Genomic DNA, 21,366 nt, shown 5'->3' on the forward strand with positions numbered 1-21,366 from the left:
CAATCGGCTTCCTTGTCTGAAAGATCAGCGTACCTGCGTAACTCTTAAAACGTCCTAGCCTAAGCCAGAACCGCAAGACCCACGCCGCCTACGCTTCCCTTCCTTCAAATATCAAATTGTCAATGAACATGAGACACAAATCTCACCAGGCTTACATCTCGTAAACTCAACAAAACCTATCAACCACCCAACCTTGCGATCAGGCCAATCAATCCGATTTTCCAGAATTTAGAGCGCAGCGCCCTGTCGCCAGCGACGTTGCCGCCGTCGATGAACCGGGTTATAGGCCCACCAACTCACCCAGTCAACAACCAAATCCAAAAAAATCAAACTTTCTCAAAAACAAACAAAAATACCCTGTGAACAACACGGGACAAAAGCAAGAAAATTTAATTGATTCAATAGTTTAATCAAAGAAATGGGGGGGGTTTTTGACAGTGTGTGCCAGCTCAGAATGTGCGCTTTTGGGCCCTTATACGAGGCCGCCGCTGGGGCACTTGCATCCGGGGTGTTTTTAGCCAGCGCTCGGCTTGGTCGAGGTACGGAGTTCTACCTGTTCAGAAGGCTTATGCCCTGGTTCGAGGGCGGCTCTTATTGGCTCAGGTCCCATCGGCAATGATGGCTCGGATTGCCTGAATGTAGTGAAGAGGGACATCGAGACCGCCCTTTTCAGCCATCTTTCTGGTGGCAATTCGCCGGGTTCCGGGCACGCGTGCGCCCTCCATCGCGGCGATTTCCTCCAGCATCTGCTGCAAACGGCCTTCAAAGCCGCTTTGGTCCATGGGTTTCATGGCGATCAGGAACTGACCAACAGCTGGTGGAGGTCCGTCCGCTGAGAAAAACGACGACGCCTCAGTGCTGCGGGCTGCACCGACCATGACCGTAGAGAGGATCTCGACCATCAGGGCCAAGGCAGTTCCTTTGGCCTCGCCGATCGGGACCATCGTGCCTTCAAGCGCGGCGACGGGGTCCGTTGTTGGTTGCCCGTTCCGATCAAGTGCCCATCCTTCGGGGATCGGCTTGCCGCTCTTGCGGGCATTCATGATCTTGCCTCGCGCCACTTTAGACAAGGACAGGTCAATCACGAGAGGATCTGTCTCTCCGCGCGGCGCGGCAAAGGCAATGGGGTTCGTTCCGAAGATCGGCTCGTTGCCGCCCCATGGCGCCATTGAGGCCGGAGCGTTTGCAACCATGATGGCGACCAGCCCCTTTCGAGCGAGCCTCTCCACCTGAATGGAAAGTGCTCCACAATGATGCGAGCGATAGATGCCCATCGTTGCGCAGCCATGCTTAAGCGCGAGATGCCCACCTTCTTCGATAGCGCGATCAAGGGCCGGGTAGGCAAAGCCATGTCCGGCGTCGACCAGAAGGCTCGTGGTTCCAGCCAGATGCGTGGATACCTCGGCATTCGCCGCAATCTTCCCCGAACGGACCTGCGCTATATAATCCTCGACACGGGAAAATCCGTGCCCCACCTGACCTTCTGCCTCCGCCGTCACGAGTGCAACAGCGACGGACCGCGCTACGGGAGCGGGCACGGAGGCGGCACGGAAAGCGGCGTCCACAAGATCCGTTGCTTGTTGCACGCTCAGGTGTTCAGTGTCTGACATAATCAGGAATCCTTACGGGTGGTCAGGTCATGACCACCCATCTCAGGATTATGCGCTTCGGTAAAGCTTGGTCATCGAGAATTCACGGTGACCAAGTGCTTCGGCAGCCGTGTGACGCCCGTTGGCCGTGCGGCGGATCATGTCGATCAGCTCGTCACCAGCCTGGTCAATGGTCATTTCGCGGCGCAGGATGCCGGAAACGTCCACGTCAACATGCTCTGCCATCGTGCGGACAGTTCGCGGATTGGCGGTGATCTTGATCACCGGCACGATCGGGTTGCCGATCACGTTGCCCTGCCCGGTCGGGAAGGTGTGGATCACCGCACCACCAGCTGCCATCAGCGTCACGCATTCAGCTGCAGCTGAAGAGCTGTCCATGAAATAGAGCCCCTTGCCGGATTGCGGCGCTTCCGCCGGACCCAAGATGTCGATGTACTGGGACGTGCGGCCGATCTTTTCCAGATTGCCGAGAGCCTTTTCCTCAATGGTGGTCAGGCCACCTTCGATGTTGCCCTTGGTCGGCTGGCTGTCGGAAAGGTCGTCTGTCTGGTGGGCGAAGATCACCTCGTCCTGATAGGCCTTCCACATCTTGTACCAGCGCTCGCCAACTTCCTCGTTGATCGCCCGCTTCTGACAAATGTGCTCTGCACCGGTGATTTCCGATGTTTCCCCGAAGAAGCCATAGATGCCTTCGGGAAGCAGTTTGTCGTACATGTTGCCGACGGTCGGGCAGGAACCGAGACCGGTGGTGGTGTCACTTTCTCCGCATTTGGTGGAAACCCAAAGCTCGGAGATGTTGCACTCTTCGCGCTGAAGTTCAGATGCCCAATGGACGTATTCCTTGGCTTTCCAGCTCGCCTGACGGATGGTTTCCAGATCGCCCTTCTGTTCGATAGAAATGCCCCAAACCGGCTTGCCGGTCTTGGCGATGCCATCAACGACGCGCTGGGTCCAGCCCGGCTCGATGCCGATCACGACGACAGCGGCTACGTTCGGGTTCGCACCGGTGCCAATGATGGTGCGGAAATGAAGGTCCAGATCCTCACCAAACTGCAGGCGGCCATAGGCATGCGGAATGGCCATGGTGCCCTTGATGTTGTTGGCAACCGCCTCGCAGGCCGCGTTGGAAATATCATCCAGCGGCAGGATCACAACGTGATTACGGACACCGACACGACCATTTTCGCGCCGGTAACCCATGAAGGTCATGTTTGAATATTTCGACATGGCAGCAGCTCCTTACCAGCGCTTCGTCTTGCAGTTATGGGTATGCACGTGGCTGCCTTTCGGAATGTCGGCGATGATCTTGCCGATGTCCTCGCCATACTTGATCGCCGTATCGCCGTCTTTCAGGTCCTTGAGGGCAATCTTGTGCCCAATCGGCACATCAGCACCTGCGGTCAGGCGGAACGTCGAGTTGTCATGGGTGACACAGCACAGCATATCCGTGCCGGCTGTCAGCCCCTCGACAACGACCACACCGACATTATCGGCGTGTTCATGCACGAGAAGGTGCGGGATTTCAGACATCTTTGTCTCCTGTCATGTCTGGCTTGAGCAGTATTTTCGGAGAGGCAACGCGGCCGGACCGCAAATCGGCAAAGGCCGCTGCCCCTTCTGAAAGGAATCGGGTTTCAACCCAGTCGAGAGGCCCGAGGCGGCCATCGAAGATGGCTTTCGCCGTGGCCCGGAAATCCTCGACGGTGTAGGTGTAGGTTCCGATGAACGTGATTTCCTGAAGGGTCATGCGGCGGATATCGAGGCCGCCCTCCCCTGATCCGAGACCGATGTGGCTGATCACTCCGCCCGGACGGGTAACCGCCGAGGCAAGTTCGCGCGTCGGCGCATATCCAACGGCATCGATTACGAAATCAAAATGTCCCTCGGTCTTGACCTGTTCAGGTGTCAGGACACGCAGGCCGCACTTTCTTTGAAGGAAGGCGGAGCGGAGCGTATTCGGCTCTACGACGGTGATGTTGTCGATCCCTTGCGCCCCAAGGCAAAGAGCTGCCCCCAGACCGATGGCACCGCCACCGATTACAAGCGCGCGGGCTCCATCAGCATGGTCTCCCAACGCCCGTTTCCCAAGGCGCACGGCATGCCAACCGCAGGCCAGCGGCTCGACCAGCGCTGCCGCATCATCGGATGCATGGTCCGGCACCTCTTCCAGATTGGATACCGGCATGGCGAGGAATTCGGCAAATCCCCCCTCGCGCGGCGGCATGGAGATGATCTGCCGATTTGGACAGAGATTCTCCTGCTTGCGCAAACAGGCCGCGCAGGTACCGCAAGCAACGAGCGGATTGACCGTGACCCTTTGCCCGGCGTTCGGGCCTGATAGGACCGTTCCGGTAACTTCGTGGCCGAGGATCAACGGGGCAGGCCTGCGTTCGTCATGCCCGAGATAGGCATGCATGTCCGATCCACAGATACCGGTTGCGGCGACCTTGATCAGAACCTCACCTTCGCGAGGCACCGGATCTGCGGCATCCTGATATCCGAGCTGTTCCGGACCGTTGTAAACCAGTGCTTTCATTTTGCGGTGAACCCTCCGTCGACCATGAGAACCTGCCCTGTCACGTAGTCTGAGGCAGGAGAGCATAGAAACAGAAGTGGGCCATCAATGTCTTCCAACCGCCCGTTGCGCCCGATGCAGGTCTGTGCCGCATTGCGAGCAGCCCGGTCCGCATCGCCGAAGACGGCTGCGGTCAATTCTGTCGGAAAAAAACCCGGTCCGATGGCATTGGCCGTGATGCCATGCGCGGACCAGGCCTCGGCCATGGCCCGTGTCATCTGACCGACACCACCCTTGGAAGCGCCATAGGCGATCCCGCCGGGAAAGGCCCTTGTGGTTTGAAGCGAAGCAAAGTTGACGATACGGCCCCATCCTCTTTCTTTCATGGCAGGCACCAGTGCCTGAGACAGGAAGAAGGGGACCGTCAGATTGAGGGACAAGGTGATGTCCCATCCCTCTTCAGTCACGTCATCGGCTGCTTGCCGCGTGTTGATGCCCGCCGCATGCACAATGATGTCAGGCGCTCCGAAAGGAGCTGCGATGTCCGCTGCCAGCTTGCCAAGACCAGTGCGGTCAGACAGGTCCGCGACCACGGCCGCAGTCTCTCCCCCCGCCTCCGCTCGCCAGCTTTCCAGATCCGGCGCGCGTCTAGCGACGCCCACGACCTTGGCACCGCTACGCGCCAGGACGGTGGCCGCACGTCGCCCCAGTCCGGAGCTTGCTCCGGTCACACAGGCGATCCGGCCTGAAACATCAAAGAGGCTGGCGGATTGGCTCATGTCACGCGCCCGCGGTCAGGTCGAATTGCTCGTCTGGAAAATACTTCTTCAGACGAATATCTGCCGTGCGCGCATGCCCTTCCATGCCTTCAAGACGAGAGATGCGAGCCGTTGCAACAGCAACAGGCTTTGCACCTTCACGGGTTGCCCGCTGCCAGGTCACGATCTTCATGAACTTGTGAACGGACAGACCGCCGGTATAGGTGGCTGCGCCCGAGGTCGGCAGAACGTGGTTTGTGCCGGAAGCCTTGTCGCCGAATGCAACTGTCGTTTCCTCGCCAAGGAACAAGGACCCGTAGCAAGACAGGCGCCCCAACCACCAATCGAGATCCCTGGCCTGAACCGTCAGATGCTCCGGGGCATACTGGTCCGATGTTGCGGCCATGATTTCGCGATCAGCGCACAGGATCACTTCTGCATAATCCCGCCATGCTGCGGCAGCGTTCTCCCGGTTGACGTCCGGAAGGTCTGCGATCAGCTCGGGAACAAGACGCATGACCTCTTCCGCCAGCGCGCGGTTATCGGTAACCAGCCAGACCGGCGAGTTGTAGCCATGCTCTGCCTGTCCGACGAGATCGGCAGCGACTACCTCAGCATCGGCTGTTTCATCTGCAAGGATCAGACTGTCGGTCGGTCCAGCGAACATGTCGATACCGACGCGGCCAAACAGGATACGCTTGGCTTCGGCAACGAACTGGTTGCCGGGACCGGCAAGGATATTTGCCTTGGGCAGGCCAAAGAGACCGAAGGCCATGGCAGCAACACCCTGCACACCGCCCATGGCGAGGATCTGATCCGCACCACACACCTTTGCGGCATAGACAATGGCCGGGTTGATACCGACGCCCGGCCGCGGCGGTGAACAGGCGATGATGTTCTTGCAGCCGGCGACCTTGGCGGTCGTGACGGTCATGATTGCCGACGCGATATGGCTGTAACGACCACCCGGGATGTAACAGCCGGCGGTATCGACCGGGATGCATTTTTGACCGGCAATCAGGCCCGGAACCACTTCGATTTCGGTATCGTGGCAGCTTGCCCGCTGTGCTTCGGCAAAGCGCTTCACATTGGCAGCGGAAAACTCGATGTCACGCTTGAGTTTTTCCGGTACCAGAGCTGCGGCCGCCTCGATTTCGGCATCCGTCAGAAGGACGTTGCCTTCATACTTGTCGAACTTGGCGGCATATTCCTTTGCCGCCGCGTCGCCACCGGCCTCGATTGCTGTCAGGATTTCCTGCACGATCCGGGTCGTATCCGAAGCATCGCTTCGTGATGTCATGTTTGCTTTTTTCAAATACTCGACAGACATGGGCCGGTCCTACTTGTAAGCGTCAGGGAGAAGGGTCGTGGAGATCTCGGGCACATAGGCGATGAGCAGCGTGACCCCGAGCATGAAGAACACGAAGGGCACGGCCCGCGCGGCGATCTTGAGGATGGATTCCCCAGTCAGGCCCGAGACGACGAAGAGATTGAGACCAAGCGGCGGTGTGATGAAACCAACACCCAGGGCAGTGATCATCATGATGCAGAACTGGATCTCGTTCATGCCGATATTATCCGCCAGCGGCTTCAGGATCGGCGCGAGGATCACAATGTTCGGCGTTGTCTCCATGACACAACCGGCTGCAATCAGGATCGCGATCATCAGGAAGATCAGGATGGCCGGATTGTCGGTCAACGACGTCACGGAGTAGACGAAGCCCTGCGGCACGCCCAAAATTGCCAGTGCCTGAGCAAGCGGCAGAGAGAAGGCGATGATCGGCAGGATAACCCCATTGACCTTGGCCGAGCTGACCAGCATCGCCGGAAAGTGAGCCAGCTTGAGCGTGCCGAGCAGGAAACCCATGGCAATGGTCACGACCACAGCGACCGCACCGGCTTCTGTCGGCGTCAGGCGTCCTGAGAAGATGCCGTAGAAGATAATCCCGGGGACGATGAACGCATACCAACCGGACTTCAGCGCCTTGGTGACATTTGCCCACCATTCACCAACGCTCATGCGCCCGCTGTCCTCATAGGAGTGAATGCGGTTCATGACGATGTTGGTGACAAGGATCGATACAAGGATCGCAATGCCGGGAATGAGTGCCGCCTGAAACAGGGTGGAGGCAGATATCCCGAGCACGAGGCCGATAATAATGTAAGCGATCGACGGTGGAATAAGGATACCGGTACAGGCACCCGCCGCCACCAGCGCACAGGCATAGGGGCGCGGGTATCCGCTTTCGACTAGACGGGCGATGGTCATGCGGCCAACGGCAGCAGCGCCCGCAGCGTCCGATCCGGAAATCGCCGAGAACATTCCGCAGACAAGAACTGTGGCCGAGCCAAAACCGCCCTTCGTCCAGCATGTCAGGGCTTCCGCGACATCCAGAAATTTGCGGCTGAGACCGGTGCGTACGAGCACGTCTCCGGTCAGGATGAACAGCGGAACCGCGGTCAGGGCAAAGTGATCGATGCCGTGAAACAGGCTCTCGCCGATCAGTGAGAGGGGAAGTGCGCCGGAGATGACCAGCATCGCGATTGCAGCGGCGCCAATGGCGGCCCAGACCGGGACGGCCAGTGCCACGAGCCCGACGAAGATCAGAACCGGGCCATAGAAATCCCAGCCGAGTTCCACCGATTGGTCCTGAAGGTGTTGCCAAAGCATGTTTCAGCCCCCCTCAGTCAAACAGCTTGTCGCCTTCATAAACGGCATTGCCGTTTCGAAGGTCGCGCAAGTCACGAAGAAGGGACTGGATCAGCCGGATGATAACCAGCGTGAAACCAACGGGAACAGCCAGCAGGAACCAGACTTGCGAAATGCGCAGGCCGTGGGTCACCGATCCGAACTTGGCAGAGACGAGCACCGTTTCCATTGAGTAGTAAACGGCGACAACAGCCACGGCGAGCATCACGAGATCGCCAAAGATATAGAGAAGTGCCTTCGCCTGCGGCCCTGCATAGTGCATCAGCACGTCGATGCGAATGTGGCCACGCTCCTTGACGGCTGCGGCCGCGCCGATCCACGCAAGATAGATGAAGCTGTAGCGGACGATTTCCTCTCCCCAGATGGAGGAGTAGGCAAACACTTCACGCCGAACCACTTCTATGAACATGGTCAGCACAATCATGACGTAGAACACGAGCAGCGCCCATCGCTCGGCGTTCTGATCCAGGGCATGCAGAATTCTTGACATAGCCTCTCCCCCTTCGGCACGGCGTAATTGACCGCCCACCGAAGCCCGTGGCTCTCAAAAAAGGAATGAATGGGCCGAAGACGAAGCTCCGGCCCGAATAGATGCCGATCAGGCGTCGTGGACGTAGTAGCGACCACGGGTGTTTGCGGCGTCTTCCAAACGTGCGAATGCTTCCATGGACCCGGCCAGATCGACCTTGAACTGGTCCCACTCGGAACGCTGGTAGCCACCGGTGTCCTGCCATTCGGCCAACTGGTCCTCGGACAGGGAATGGAACTCCACGCCTGCCTTGGTAAGTTCGGACATTGCGTAGGAACGGGCGGCCGGAACCTTGGCAAGGTTCTGCTGCGAGGTCACTTCGCCGGCAAACTCGATACCTTCCTGCACGTCTGCAGGCAGGCTGTTGAACCACTCGAGGTTCATCGAATAGACCTGACTGTCCGGAACAGCCTGAGTGAAGGTGACGTGGCTCAGGATATCCTTGAAGCCAAAGACATACAGCGCGCCAACGGACGGATCGAGCGCATCTGCAACACCCTGCTTGATCGCGGATGGTGTTTCACCCCAGGCAACCGGCGTCGGGTTCGCGCCGACCATGCGGTAGTATTGCTGCAGCATGGCAGAGCCCGGTACGCGGAACTTCACCCCATCCAGATCTTTCGGCGTGATGACAGCATTGCCACCCTTGCGAACGGCGACAACACGCGGGTCGATCACGACATAGAACAGGGCCTTGAAGCCGGAGGCTTCCACCTTCGGGTGGACTTCCTTTTTCCAGGCGTCGGAAGTTACAAGATTCGTGAAGCGCTGGTTGGAACCGCAGAAATACGGCATGTTGATCAAGTCAACAGCAGATGCGAACGGCGCAAAGTTGGACAGCGAGTGCTGAGCTGCCTGAATGGTACCGCTCTGCACGGCCTGAGCCAGAGCACCACCGGCGCCGAGCTGACCGCCTGGAGCGAGCTTTACATAAACTTTGCCGTTGGTCGCGTTCTGGATATTTTCCTTCAGGTCCAGCTGCATGATCGGGTAGCTGCGGGACGCGCCGAGCACGTAGGCGGTCGCAATTGTCATTACATGAGCAGCAGCTGCCTCACGCTCACGCTCTTCCTTGGCGGTCTGCGCAGCAGCTTCATCTGACCAGAGAACTCCTCCAGCTCCTGCCACCAAGGCAGCCGTGAACCCGCCGGTTCCGGCAAGTTTCATAAAATTACGACGCTCGGCCGACTTCAGCTCGTTTCTATCGGTCATTACATTCCTCCCAGTTTCACTCGCATTCAGTTGCTCGCTTCGTGCTCGTCCTCCTCCTTCTTAAGAACGGCCACCACAAAGGCGATCGACGTCGCAAACAACAAAATCATTTCGCCAACGCTACCCAGGAAGGGAGAGCCTCCGAATGAACCAATCGTGACGTTGACCAGGAAAACGGCAAAGAATGCCATTGACAACAAGAGCAACATAAACACCTCCCAGCACCCGCATAACCTCGCGGCAATTGCCAATGTAAGCGCTTACATTTCGATTGGCAAGCGGGAAATTGCTTGCCCATCACACCAAGCAATGTATTCAAGGACCATGCGGTGCATGGCGACACCGGACGAAGCAGGTTTGAATGATGACAACGGGACCAACAAAGAGGGAAACCTCCATTCCGACGCTGGCGGACGTGGCGCGTGAAGCAAACGTATCCACGGCGACCGTTTCGCGTTGTCTCAACACACCAAGTCAGGTGTCCAAGCAAACGCTTGACCATGTGATGGCAGCAGTTGATCGACTGGGGTATGCGCCGAACTTCAGTGCACGTGCGCTTGCCGCCCGACAAACCAAGACCATCGGCGCCATCATTCCGACCATGGAAAACGCGATTTTTGCCCGCGGCATTCAGGCATTTCAGGAACGGCTGCGCGATCACGGCTTCACTCTGTTGGTTGCCAGCTCGTCCTACCAGACTGACATTGAAGACGAACAAATCCGCACGTTGACGGCGCGCGGGGCCGATGCCTTGTTGCTGATCGGCTATCATCGGAATGAGGCCCTCTACGAGTTTTTGGAAAAGCGGAACGTGCCTGCGCTGATTGCATGGGCATGCGACCCCTCCTCGCAGCGCCCGGCCATCGGCTTCAACAACCGCCATGCGATGAAGCTGCTGGCAGACGAAGTTCTGAAGAAGGGCCATCGACGACTTGCCTTCATCTCTGCACCAACTGCCTCCAACGACCGTGCATTGAACCGTGTCGAAGGTGTCCGCAATGCGCTGGTGGCCTTTGGCCTTGATCCGGCCGGGATGCCGATCATCGAGACGCCCTACTCCATCGAGAACGGCGAACGGGCCTGCGCGACGTTCCTTGATCTTGATCCAAGGCCCACAGCGATCATGTGTGGTAACGACGTTCTGGCCGTCGGCGCCCTGCGCGCTGCCATTCAACGCGGGTTGCGTGTTCCCGAGGACATCTCGATTACCGGCTTTGATGATATCGAACTGGCAAGTGTTGCACCGGTTCCCTTGACAACCGTGCATGTTCCGCACCGACGGATGGGCAAGCAGGCAGCCGATATCCTTGTGCAGATGCTCAAGGGCGAAGCGCCCCATCCGCATACGGAACTCGATACGGAAATCTGTTATCGCGGGACACTTGGCCCCGCGATCTGATCCGCCAGACATTTGTCGATTGTCAGACCTTTACCCGCTCGGACTTCGGATCGTACATGGGCTTCAAGGACGCCTCGGCCTTCACCCGCACGCCCGCGATCTCGATCTCGTAGCTGGATGCCAGAAGCTCTTCGGCACTCTCGCCCTTGCATGGCAGATATCCCATGCCGACCGCGCCGCCCAGCGCGTGACCATAACTTCCGCTGCTCAGAAAGCTGACGACCTCGCCGTCCCGAATGATGGGTTCGGCGTGATAGAGCATCGGTTCGGGGTCTATCAGCAGGAACTGCACGAGCCGCTTTTCCAGTCCGTCATCCTGCTTGCGCAGTACAGCGTCGCGTCCGAGAAAATCCGGTTTTGATTTCTTGACCGCAAAACCGAGACCCGCTTCCAAAACGTGGTCCTCGCAAGTGATGTCATGACCAAAATGGCGGAACGCCTTTTCGATGCGGCAAGAGTCCATCATGTGCATGCCGCAGAGCCTTGCATTCATTTCCTGTCCGGCTTCCCACAACGTTTCGAACACGTGCGCGGCCATATCTGAGGACACGTAGATCTCCCAGCCGAGTTCCCCGACATACGTCACCCGGTGTGCCCGGGCGAGACCCATGCCGATCTCGATTGGTTGCGCGGTCCCGAACGGATTTGTCTCATTGCTAAAGTCATTTGGCGAGATGGCCTGAAGAAGCCTGCGGGAATTGGGGCCCATGACAGCCATCACGGCCTCTCCGGCCGTCACATCGGTGATCACGACGCGATGGTCTCCGGCATGGCGTCGCAGCCAGGTTTCATCTGCCAGTCGGGTCGCGGCCGGAGTGACCACGAGGTATGCGGTTTCCGACAAGCGGGTCACCGTCACATCGGCCTCTATACCGCCACGCGAGTTCAGGAATTGGGTGTAGACGATCTTGCCGACAGGAACGGAGTAATCTCCGCCGCCGACATAGTTGAGAAACGCCTCCGCATCCGGCCCCTCTACCCTGATCTTGCCGAAGGAGGACATATCGTAGATACCGATATTCTCGCGGATGGCCATGTGCTCGCGAGCTGCGTTATCAAACCAGTTCTGGCGCTTCCAGGAGTAGCGATATTCGCGCTCCTGACCTTGGTCCGCGTACCAGTTGGCGCGCTCCCATCCCGCCAGCTCTCCGAAAACCGCTCCGCGCGCTTTCAGATGTTCATGCAAGGGCGTCCGCCGAACGCCTCTGGCCGTTGCCTTCTGGCGATAGGGGAAGTGATCAGCATAGAGCAACCCCAGCGTTTCCTTTGAGCGTTCGAACAGATAGTGCTTGTTGCCCTGAAACGGTTGCATGCGGGAGATATCAACGTCGCCGAGATCAAACGGCTTCTGCCCGCTGTCCATCCATTCCGCCAAAGCCATGCCGGCGCCGCCAGCCGACTGGATGCCGATCGAGTTGAACCCCGCAGCCACCCAGACATTATCCATTTCCGGTGCGAGCCCGAGGAGATAGGCATCGTCGGGTGTGAAGCTCTCCGGGCCATTGAAGAAGGTATGAATACCCACCTCGCCCAGCAACGGCATGCGATTGATCGCAGCCTCCAGAATGGGTTCGAAATGATCGAAGTCCTCAGGAAGCTGATCAAACTCGAAACTGTCAGGAATGCCGTCCATCCCCCATGGCTTTGCGTTGGGCTCAAAAGCCCCCAGCAGCATCTTGCCTGCGTCTTCCTTATAGTAGGCGCATTCGTCCGGCACCCGCAGAACCGGCAGGCGCCCCAGACCCGGAATACCATCGGTGACAATATAGAAGTGCTCGCACGCATGAAGCGGCACATTGACGCCCGCCATCCGGCCCACCTCGTGCCCCCACATGCCGCCGCAATTGACAACGTAGTCGCACTCGGTGAACCCGTTTTCGCCCTCTGCCTGCCAATCGACACCCAGGACGCGCCGACCTTCCTTGCGAATGCCGGTAACCTTGACCCGCTCCAGCACCTTGGCCCCGCCCATGCGAGCACCCTTTGCCAGCGCATGGGCGATATTGGCCGGGTCACCCTGACCATCCAGCGGCAGGAACACCCCGGCCACAACATCGCCGGTGTTCAGATGCGGGTATTTTTCCTTCACTTCGGCGGGAGTGATTTCCCCCACCTCCACCCCGAAGGCCCTCGCCATGGACGCTTGGCGGAAGATTTCCTCCTTGCGCTCTTCTGTAAGAGCCACGGTAATTGACCCGCAACGGCGGAACCCGGTCGCAACGCCGGTTTCCTCTTCAAGCCGCCCATAGAGTTCCTGGCTGTATTTCGCCAGCCGGGTCATGTTCTGGGTCGCCCGAAGCTGGGCAATCAGACCTGCCGCATGCCAGGTCGTCCCCGCTGTCAGCTGCTTACGTTCCAGCAGCACAACATCGGTCCATCCCTTTTTTGTCAGGTGATAGGCGACAGAGCAGCCAACAACACCGCCGCCAATGATGACGACACGGGCTTTGGAAGGAGGCGTCATGACGAGGTCTTTCCTGTCTTGATTAGATCGCAGCGCTTTCGGGACGTTTCAGTTCGGCAAGGGGAAGGCCTGACGCTCTCAGCGCGGCTTCGGTCGCCGGGTCAATCTGGTGCCCGTCCTCGCTCAGGATTGCCTTGAGACGCGCGTTGGCTGTGTCCAGCAATCGCGGTTGGCCGCGTTCCACCCATTCCTTCGGGCTGAAGCGGTCGGCAACTTCCGGATAGACGTACTCCGTCTGCATCAACTCCAGCGTCTGCGCGTGGCCGAGATAGTGACCGGGCCCCTGAAGAACGACCTGCTTCATGACGCTGATATCGACGAACTCGTCCCGCACCTCGACGCCGCGCACGCAGCGCTGAACCTGACCCAGCATGTCATTGCCCAGAACAAGGGATTCAAGACAGAATCCCAGGAGCGAGGCATGCATTCCCACGGCCTCATAGACCATATTGAGGCCTGACAAACCGGTCATCACATTGCTGATCGCCTGCTCCCAACCCGCCTGCATATCGGGTAGTTTGGAATCGGCGATCCCCGCCGCCGCTCCGCCCGGAAGGCCGTAGAACTGGTGCATTTGCGCGCAAGCTGCACTCAACAGAGCCTGTTCGCCGCTGCCTCCGGACATGGCCCCGGTTCGAAGATCGCTGACAAAAGGCCATGTTCCGAAGATTGCCGGGTGGCCCGGCTTCATGGCGTTGACATAGACAACGCCAGCCAGACACTCGGCAACCGCCTGAACAACCGCCGTTGCAATCGGCGCTGGTGCCGTTGCTCCCGCTTGCCCGGCGGAAAGCAGCAGAACAGGCATGCCGCCGCGAATACAGGCTTCCATCACTTCGCAGCTTTCCTCCGCAAAAGTCAGCGGCGGCACAACGAAACAGTTGGAATTGGAGACAAACGGACGCTCTCGCCACGCTTGCTCACTTCCGGCGAGGATATGGAGCATTTCCATGGCCTTGCCGACATTATGGGTGTTGATGAAGGATACGCCGACATGTTTCGTCGTTCCGGCACAGGCGCCATAAAGCGTGTTCAGGTCCAACTCGATCGATGACTCGAACTCCCGGCACACGACAGGCCGTTGGTAGAAATGGACGTTGCCGAGCTTTTGCACGACCCGCGCCGCATCATACATGTCCTGAACGGTCGGATTTCGATAGTCACCGGTGAAGGGATCGACGATATGCACCGCCGCCCCCGCCGTTCCATAGTGAACATTGGTTCCGTGCAGGTGCAGATCAAATTTGGGATCGCGGCCATGCAGTGTGATGTTGCGCGCGGCCTTGCCCAACATGTCCTCCACCAGAGACCGGGAGAACCGGATACGGCCATCCTCCCCTTCCGTCGCACCGGCCTCGGTCAGGATCTTGCGCCCGGATGCAGGAGCCTTGCCCATACCGATGACCTCGAGAGCCTGAAGCGCGGCCTCGTTGATCCGTTTGACATCGGCTTCCGACAAGGGCCGGTATTGCCCGCCCGGCAAACCGGGGCGAACGGGACGAACGGCCTCGTCCAATGGACGGGCCCGTGCAGCCGTCCGGGCAGCTCGCCCACCGGACCGGCGTCTTTGCTTTACATCACCTTCGGACATGAATAGCCCTCCAACCCCTCAGCCAAATGCATTTCAAGCCCTGAGGCGCTCGTTTTCCGGATCCCACAGAGGTTGATCCGGTTGGACGACGGCCTTGTGGCGTTTCCCGTAAATTTCGATTTCCAGTTCCGTCCCCGGCGCCGCACACTCGGTGCGGACGACGCCGAGCGCGATGGATGCGTTGACGCGGTATCCCCAGTCGCCTGATGTCGACTCCCCGACCAGCTTGTCGCCGTTCCAGATGTTGGCCATGTAGGGGGCATCGCAGTTGTCTGCGTCGACAACCAATGTGACAAACCGTTTGCTGAGACCGTTTTCGAACTCCGCTTGCAAGGCCGCCTTGCCGGGAAAGTTCTGTGGCTTGTTGAGGTTCACAAATCTGCCAAGCCCACCCTGAAACAGGGTGTAGTCCGTCGACAGATCGCCCTTCCATGCACGGTAACCCTTTTCGATGCGAAGAGAGTTGAGCGCATACATGCCAAACGGCACCGCGCCGCCGCCGAGAACCGCGTCATAAATGGTCGGCATGCCCTCGAAGCTGGCGTGGACTTCCCAGCCAAGTTCGCCGGCAAAGGAGACGCGCACCAGCATGGCGGGTTTCCCGGCAACCGTTGCCTGCTGATGGGTGAGCCATGGAAGCGACAAGTCAGCTTCTGCAATTTGGTCAAACAGTGCGCGCGACTTTGGCCCGGTCACGATCAGCGTGGTGAATTCCCGTGTCCGGTCGACAAGGCTGAGCCCCTCGGGAAGGGCAGAATTCAACAGCTCGAAATCATGCCATTGGGCGACACCCGCGGTGATCAAGGTGAAATCGTCCTCGCCATGGCGAAGGACCGACATCTCGGTCAGGATACGTCCGCGGTCATCCGCAAAATAGGCCAGATTGATGCGTCCGGCTTTCGGCAGCCCGCCTGTGATCTGCCCCCGAAGCCACTCTGCAGCCCCGTCGCCGCTCAAGTTGAAACGGGAGAAGCCCGGGAGATCCAGAACGCCTACGCCATCGCGAACCGCTTCACACTCTTCCCGGATTCGCTGGGCCCACGGGCCAGACCGAGCCCAGGTTTGAGTTGCTTCTTCGGACAGATCATCTCCGGGTTTTGCAAACCAGTTGGCCCGCTCCCAGCCATTGTATGGCGCCATCTGGCCGCCCAGCGCCTTGACCTTGTCATGCATCGGCGAAACCTTGCGATCGCGCCCTGTCGGCCAGACATGCTTGGTGAAATGCATCGCATATTCATGGCCGTAAACTTCCATGGCCTTGTCGATGCAATATTGCCGGTCGGTATAGTCCGTGTAGCGGCGGGGATCGACGGACCACATGTCCCATTCGGTCCGGCCATGCATGACCCATTCTGCCGCAACCTTGCCGCCGCCTCCGCCCTGCGCGATCCCGAAGGTAAAGGAGTGGGCGTCAAAGGCATTGGGAACGCCGGGCATCGGCCCGATCATCGGGAGACCGTCCGGTGCATAGGGGATCGGGCCATTGATGTTCTTGCTCACGCCCTGCGTACCCAACAGCGGCACACGGGCCATCGCGTCCTCAATGTACCATTCAAGCCGGTCCAGATCGTCCGGATAGAGCTGGAAACTGAAGTCATCCGGCATCGGATCGCTGGCTGATATCCATTCGGCCCGGCAGCCCCGTTCATAGGGCCCAAGGTTGAGACCGGATGTTTCCTGCCGCAGATAATAGGACGTGTCGACATCGCGTAGCAGCGGCAACTTGCGCCCGTTGGCCTTGCTCCAGGCCTCGATTTCCGGGATCGGTTCGGTCAGGAAATACTGGTGGCTCATGACAATCGCCGGGACCGGCCGCCCGCCAAAGGGGATGAACCACTCACCGACCCGAGGCGCATAATAGCCTGCGGCGTTGACCACATATTCGCAGCGAATGCTGCCCTGCTCGGTGTGAACGATCCACTCGCCGTTTTGACGGTCGACGCCAGTCGCCGGTGCAAATCGGACGATCTTTGCCCCAAGGTTCCGGGCGCGGCGGGCAAGCGCCTGCGTCACCTGTGCCGGGTCAATATCGCCGTCGAGCGGGTCCCAGAGACCGCCTTCCAGTTCGTGGATTTCCATGAAGGGATGGCGCGCCTGCAGTTCTTCGGGCGTACACATTTCCATAGTAAGGCCCATGTGCCGCGCCATTCCGGCAACACGCTCGAATTCCATCATGCGCTCGTGGCTGTGGGCGAGACGAACAGACCCGGAGACATGATAGTTGATCGGATAATCGGGATCGGCAGCCAGCTCGCGATACAGCTCAAGGCCATAGCGCTGCATGTTCATGACACCATAGCCGGTCGAAAAAGTCGGACAATTCCCGGCTGCATGCCATGTCGACCCTGCGGTGAGCTCGTTCTTTTCCAGAAGGACGCAGTCGGTCCAGCCTTCCTTGGCCAGATGATACAAGGTGGAAACACCGACGATCCCGCCGCCGATGATGACGACCCGTGCAGTAGATGGAAGAGACATGTAGGCTCCCTCTCCAGAGCTTTGTCAGTATACCGGCGGCGAAATGACCCAGATCGCCACAGCCGGTTCCGAATATGGATTTTCCCAGCGAAACGAAGCATCGCGAATGCGAAAGCTGTCTCCCGCCTCGATGGTGAAGACATCATCGTTCAGCCAGATATCGAGCTTGCCCGAGACCAGATAGGCCACTTCCTGCGTGGGCCGGCGCGTCATTTCCCTTCGCGCAGATCCTGGCTGGAAAGTGGAATGGATCATCTCGAAACTGTCTGTCAGGTCCGGCGAGATCAGGGTTTCCACGAGCCCCCGGTCGCGCTCGCCGATCACCCGCCTCGCGCTGGCGCGCACCACGCGTCCACGTTCGTTTTCCGGCGCGACTGCGTTCCCGAAGAAAAGCGAAAGGGGAACCTCGAAGACATCGGCGATCAGGCGCAGATCCGACATGCGGGGAATGGAAATGTCCCGTTCGACCTGTGACAACCAGCCGACAGACCGACCCAGTCTTTGTGCCAATTCCTCAAGCGTGACCTTTCGCGCTGTTCTGAGCGCGCGCAGGTCTTCGCCAAGGCTGTTGGTTTCTGTCATGAATGGCCGCCATGAAATTTTGGCCATTTTTTTCACGTATGATGAAAATCACAAGATGATTTTCATCAATGTCGTTTTTCAAACAGTTTTCGACGCTTTCATAAAGAAAATCGTCCGGTGCACAAAAGTGTCTCCGTGACACTCCGCTGCGGGATTTTGTGGTGGAACCACCGCGCATGATTGCACAAAAAAGCGGGGCGACAGTTCCTGCCACCCCGCATTCTATCCGGCTTCACCCAATTGATGGTCAGCGATCGCGCCCGTCAGACCGTATGCATGTAGAGATCATAATCAAGCTCGGACACTGTTCTTGCAACGCGCGCATATTCGGCGGCTTTCACGGCCGTGAAGGTGCGGTGCATGTCCTCGCCCAAAGCATCTTTCAGGAAAGATGATGCCTTGGCGGCCTCGATGGCAGAACGCCAGTCACGCGGCATGTCCGCATCCTGGCCCTCAGCATATCCGTTCCCGGTCGTTTCTTCCCCGGGATCAATCTGATGCTTCAGACCATGGCGGATGGCAGCCAAAATGGTTGCCCCGACAAGATAGGGATTGGCGTCCACACCCGCCGGCCTGTGTTCGATCCGCCGGGCCGTAATGGAACCAGCGGGAATGCGCAGGGCGACAGATCGGTTGTTGACACCCCAGCTTGTTGAGACCGGGGCATAGGACTGGCTGGTAAAGCGGCGCCAGCTGTTTGCATGGGGAGCAAAGACCAGCATGGATTCAGCCATGGTCGCCTTCATGCCGCCGAGGGCATTCAGCAGGCGGGGATTCCATGTGCCCGGTTCGGCTTCGATGAACAGGTTTTCGCCCGCCTTGTTTTGAAGCGAGACATGAAAATGCATGCCCGACCCCGCATAGCGCTCGATCGGCTTGGCCATGAAACAAGCCGTGACGCCAAAGCGACGGGCGGTCAGCCGCACGATGCGCTTCAGCCGAACGAGATCATCCGCAGCTTCCAGAACGTTGGTGCGATAGTGCAGTGTCAGCTCGTACTGGCCCGGCGCGTATTCGGAAATCACGGTCTCCGCGCGGATGCCCGCTTTAGCTGCGGCAGCATAAACCTCGGAGAACAACGGCTCCATGCCGTGCAGGTGATCAACGGAATAGACTTCGGTCTTGGAAGACCGGCGACCGTCCAGAACGGCATCCGCCGGACGAACCCGGCCTTCTGCGCCCCTGTCGTTGGCCAGCAGAAAGAATTCCAGCTCAAATGCGCCGGCCGGATAGAGCCCTTCCGCCGCCATGGCCTCGACCTGTCTCACCAGCGCATGACGCGGGTCAGACGTCATCGGAGCACCTTCCAGCGTGTAGAGCGACAGGAAGACTTCCCCCCGTGGCGGGTTAGTGCCGTGGAGCGGCACAAGCGATCCGGGGATCGGCCACGCGCGAAGGTCTCCGTCCCCCTGATCCCATATCAGGCCGGTCTCGTCGACATCCTCGCCGCAGATATCAAGCCCAAGGATCGAGATCGGCAGATGACGGCCAGACGTGTAGATCGACAGCAATTCATGCCGCCGGATGATCTTCCCCCGGCCAATGCCATTGCTGTCATGCAGAATGATGTCGAAGGCCTCAATGTCCGGATGGGCCGCAAGGAAGGCTTCCGCCTTTGCCACAGTCGCGCCGGACGGGCATGCAATTTCACCACTCATGCAAGAAGCTCCGAGGTAACATCATCAAATGCGGCAATCAGCCTGTCGATCTGTGCGTTGGACGTCGCCGGACTGACAAGCATCATGTTGTGGAACGGCGCGATCAGGCAGCCCCTGTTGACGAGCGCCAGATGCAGGGCCCGTTCGAGTGCCGGTTTGTGGGCTATGTAACTTTCCGAACCGTTACGCAGCAAGGTCGGGTGGCAGACAAACTCCACCCGCGCACCGACCCGCACCACATGCCACGGCAATTCTTTTTTGGCGATCACGGCCTGAAGCCCGTTAGAGAGCCGTTCGGCCCCTTTTTCCATATGGGCATAGTTTTCTGGGGTCATGACTTCGGAAAGGTTTGCCCGCATGGCCGCGAATTGCAGGGGGTTGGCAGAGAGTGTTGTCCCAATCCCGGAAAAGCCGGAAGGTCGGACCTCATCATAGGCGCGGAAACGCTGCGCCACAGCCTCGCTCATCCCCCAGATGGAGGCTGGCAGCCCACCGGCCACCGGCTTTCCGGCAACGAACATGTCCGGTTCCAGGCCATGGGTGCGCGTATAGCCGCCAAGGCCGGAGGATATGGTGTGGGTTTCGTCGATGATCAGCAGAACATCGTGCTTGCGCGTCAACCGGCGCAGTTCGTGATGATATCCCGGATCCGGCAGCACCATGCAGCAATTGGTCATGACCGGTTCGGCCAGAACCGCAGCAACATCACCTTCCGCCAAAGCGGCTTCAAGCGCGGCAAGATCGTTGAATTCGATCACCTTCGAAGTCTGCGAAAGGTCTGCTACCTGTCCCACAAGAGCCGGGCGCTCCACTGTCCTGCCGTCGACATTGCGCACCAGCGCGTCATCCACCGCGCCGTGATAGCAGGCCGCAAAAAACAGCACCCTTGGCTTTCCAGTGACAGCGCGGGCAATCCGCATGGCGAACCGGTTGGCATCAGACGCAGTGGTGGCGATCTGCCAGCGGAACGGACCGAATTTCTCGGTCAGCAACGCGCCAACCTCCAATGCATCCTCGGTTGGCAGCATGTAGGTCAGACCACGCGATGCCTGCTCCGCAATCGCCTTGGCAACCGGTTCCGGCGAATGGCCGAACATCGATCCGGTGTCACCCAGACAGAAATCGTCCAGTTCGTTGCCATCAATGTCCACAAGGGTCGCGCCCTGCGCCTTCTCGACAAGGATGGGAAAGGGCTGCGGCCAGTCCTTCATCCAGAGCATGGGTACATTGTCGAGAAACCCTGAATTTCGTGCTTCCAGGCGTGCCCGACTTTTCGGGCGTTTTACAACATACCGCGCGGTTTCGCTTTCGAAGACTTCGGCGATACGTCCGGGCTCGACCCCCGCCACCTTTTCCCCAGCCATATCCGACATGACCTGACAAACTCCGCAAAAAGCGCGCTGCGCCTCACACTTGGGTTCAAAATCCCGCGCAAATTATAATGTGATCACATTTTTTGCCAGCGGAAATTCGAATAGAGGACGCGAGGTGGCAAGCCTCCACAGGTTCATCAAGAACCAATCAGATCGAAAAGGGTACGACACATCAACCACGAGGCAGGGCCCACCAAGGGCGCGCGCGTATCAGCCTGGTAACCCCACACAAGATCAGGGCAATGTGATCACGAGACAAACATGCGCGTACTGCCAGGGATAAGGAGGCTGCTCGCGGAAGAGAGGGCGACTCAGCAACACGCATACAACGCACGTACATGATGGCCGTTATGCATTTAATGAAAGGAATGGCGCACCCGACAGGATAGAGGTGGCCGTTTGCGATTGTAAAACTTCAGATATTTTCCGACTGACGTTCGAGTTCGCCCAAGGCCTTCGTATGCTTAGAAACAGACCTTTGAACCGATGC

Annotated in this window: 17 protein-coding genes; 1 reads left to right on the plus strand and 16 read right to left on the minus strand. The window is 58.8% G+C overall.

Going from position 1 to position 21,366, the window contains the following annotated elements; translation table 11 throughout:
• Positions 1-599: 599 nt before the first annotated feature.
• The 10 genes from F0155_RS13920 to F0155_RS13965 form a co-directional block, all read right to left on the minus strand.
• Positions 600-1,610: an Ldh family oxidoreductase gene (locus F0155_RS13920; protein ID WP_150525142.1), complete on the minus strand. Its 1,011-nt coding sequence runs from the start codon at positions 1,608-1,610 to the stop codon at positions 600-602.
• Positions 1,611-1,658: 48 nt separating this feature from the next.
• Complete coding sequence (locus F0155_RS13925) at positions 1,659-2,837, minus strand: UxaA family hydrolase (protein ID WP_150525143.1); 1,179 nt, start codon at positions 2,835-2,837, stop codon at positions 1,659-1,661.
• 12 nt (positions 2,838-2,849) lie between these two features.
• Positions 2,850-3,140 (minus strand): UxaA family hydrolase, encoded by a 291-nt coding sequence (locus tag F0155_RS13930; RefSeq protein ID WP_150525144.1) that lies wholly within the window; start codon positions 3,138-3,140, stop codon positions 2,850-2,852.
• Complete coding sequence (locus tag F0155_RS13935) at positions 3,133-4,146, minus strand: zinc-dependent alcohol dehydrogenase (RefSeq protein ID WP_150525145.1); 1,014 nt, start codon at positions 4,144-4,146, stop codon at positions 3,133-3,135. The genes F0155_RS13930 and F0155_RS13935 overlap by 8 nt, the downstream gene beginning before the upstream one ends.
• The gene (locus tag F0155_RS13940; protein ID WP_150525146.1) at positions 4,143-4,904 is read right to left on the minus strand and encodes an SDR family NAD(P)-dependent oxidoreductase; all 762 of its coding nucleotides are present in this window, start codon (positions 4,902-4,904) and stop codon (positions 4,143-4,145) included. Before F0155_RS13940 ends, F0155_RS13935 begins: the two co-directional genes overlap by 4 nt.
• Before the next feature lies 1 nt (position 4,905).
• On the minus strand, positions 4,906-6,213 hold the full coding sequence (hisD, locus tag F0155_RS13945; RefSeq protein ID WP_150525147.1) for a histidinol dehydrogenase: 1,308 nt from the start codon (positions 6,211-6,213) through the stop codon (positions 4,906-4,908).
• Positions 6,214-6,222: 9 nt separating this feature from the next.
• A complete protein-coding gene (locus tag F0155_RS13950; protein ID WP_150525148.1) occupies positions 6,223-7,554 on the minus strand; it encodes a TRAP transporter large permease in 1,332 nt (443 codons plus the stop codon).
• A gap of 13 nt (positions 7,555-7,567) precedes the next feature.
• The gene (locus F0155_RS13955) at positions 7,568-8,083 is read right to left on the minus strand and encodes a TRAP transporter small permease (protein WP_150525149.1); all 516 of its coding nucleotides are present in this window, start codon (positions 8,081-8,083) and stop codon (positions 7,568-7,570) included.
• Between the two features lie 108 nt (positions 8,084-8,191).
• On the minus strand, positions 8,192-9,334 hold the full coding sequence (locus F0155_RS13960; RefSeq protein WP_150525150.1) for a TRAP transporter substrate-binding protein: 1,143 nt from the start codon (positions 9,332-9,334) through the stop codon (positions 8,192-8,194).
• A 26-nt stretch (positions 9,335-9,360) separates the two neighbouring features.
• Positions 9,361-9,543 carry a hypothetical protein gene (locus tag F0155_RS13965; protein WP_150525151.1) on the minus strand — a complete coding sequence of 61 codons (183 nt, stop codon included), beginning with the start codon at positions 9,541-9,543 and terminating at the stop codon, positions 9,361-9,363.
• A 152-nt stretch (positions 9,544-9,695) separates the two neighbouring features.
• Between F0155_RS13965 and F0155_RS13970 the strand changes: the two genes are divergently transcribed.
• The gene (locus tag F0155_RS13970) at positions 9,696-10,733 is read left to right on the plus strand and encodes a LacI family DNA-binding transcriptional regulator (protein ID WP_244303517.1); all 1,038 of its coding nucleotides are present in this window, start codon (positions 9,696-9,698) and stop codon (positions 10,731-10,733) included.
• A 22-nt stretch (positions 10,734-10,755) separates the two neighbouring features.
• Here the strand turns inward: F0155_RS13970 and F0155_RS13975 are convergent, their stop codons facing one another.
• From F0155_RS13975 to F0155_RS14000, 6 genes are all read right to left on the minus strand, one after another.
• The gene (locus F0155_RS13975; protein ID WP_150525152.1) at positions 10,756-13,197 is read right to left on the minus strand and encodes a GcvT family protein; all 2,442 of its coding nucleotides are present in this window, start codon (positions 13,195-13,197) and stop codon (positions 10,756-10,758) included.
• Between the two features lie 22 nt (positions 13,198-13,219).
• Positions 13,220-14,788 carry a trimethylamine methyltransferase family protein gene (locus F0155_RS13980; RefSeq protein ID WP_150525153.1) on the minus strand — a complete coding sequence of 523 codons (1,569 nt, stop codon included), beginning with the start codon at positions 14,786-14,788 and terminating at the stop codon, positions 13,220-13,222.
• A 33-nt stretch (positions 14,789-14,821) separates the two neighbouring features.
• Positions 14,822-17,263 carry a GcvT family protein gene (locus F0155_RS13985; protein WP_150525154.1) on the minus strand — a complete coding sequence of 814 codons (2,442 nt, stop codon included), beginning with the start codon at positions 17,261-17,263 and terminating at the stop codon, positions 14,822-14,824.
• Positions 17,264-17,287: 24 nt separating this feature from the next.
• Positions 17,288-17,845 (minus strand): helix-turn-helix domain-containing protein, encoded by a 558-nt coding sequence (locus F0155_RS13990; RefSeq protein ID WP_150525155.1) that lies wholly within the window; start codon positions 17,843-17,845, stop codon positions 17,288-17,290.
• A 263-nt stretch (positions 17,846-18,108) separates the two neighbouring features.
• On the minus strand, positions 18,109-19,503 hold the full coding sequence (locus F0155_RS13995) for a glutamine synthetase family protein (protein ID WP_150525156.1): 1,395 nt from the start codon (positions 19,501-19,503) through the stop codon (positions 18,109-18,111).
• Positions 19,500-20,876 carry an aspartate aminotransferase family protein gene (locus F0155_RS14000; RefSeq protein ID WP_425299941.1) on the minus strand — a complete coding sequence of 459 codons (1,377 nt, stop codon included), beginning with the start codon at positions 20,874-20,876 and terminating at the stop codon, positions 19,500-19,502. The genes F0155_RS13995 and F0155_RS14000 overlap by 4 nt, the downstream gene beginning before the upstream one ends.
• Between the last annotated feature and the right edge of the window lie 490 nt (positions 20,877-21,366).

The organism is Roseibium sediminis (genome assembly GCF_008711325.1).
GTDB lineage: Bacteria > Pseudomonadota > Alphaproteobacteria > Rhizobiales > Stappiaceae > Roseibium > Roseibium sediminis.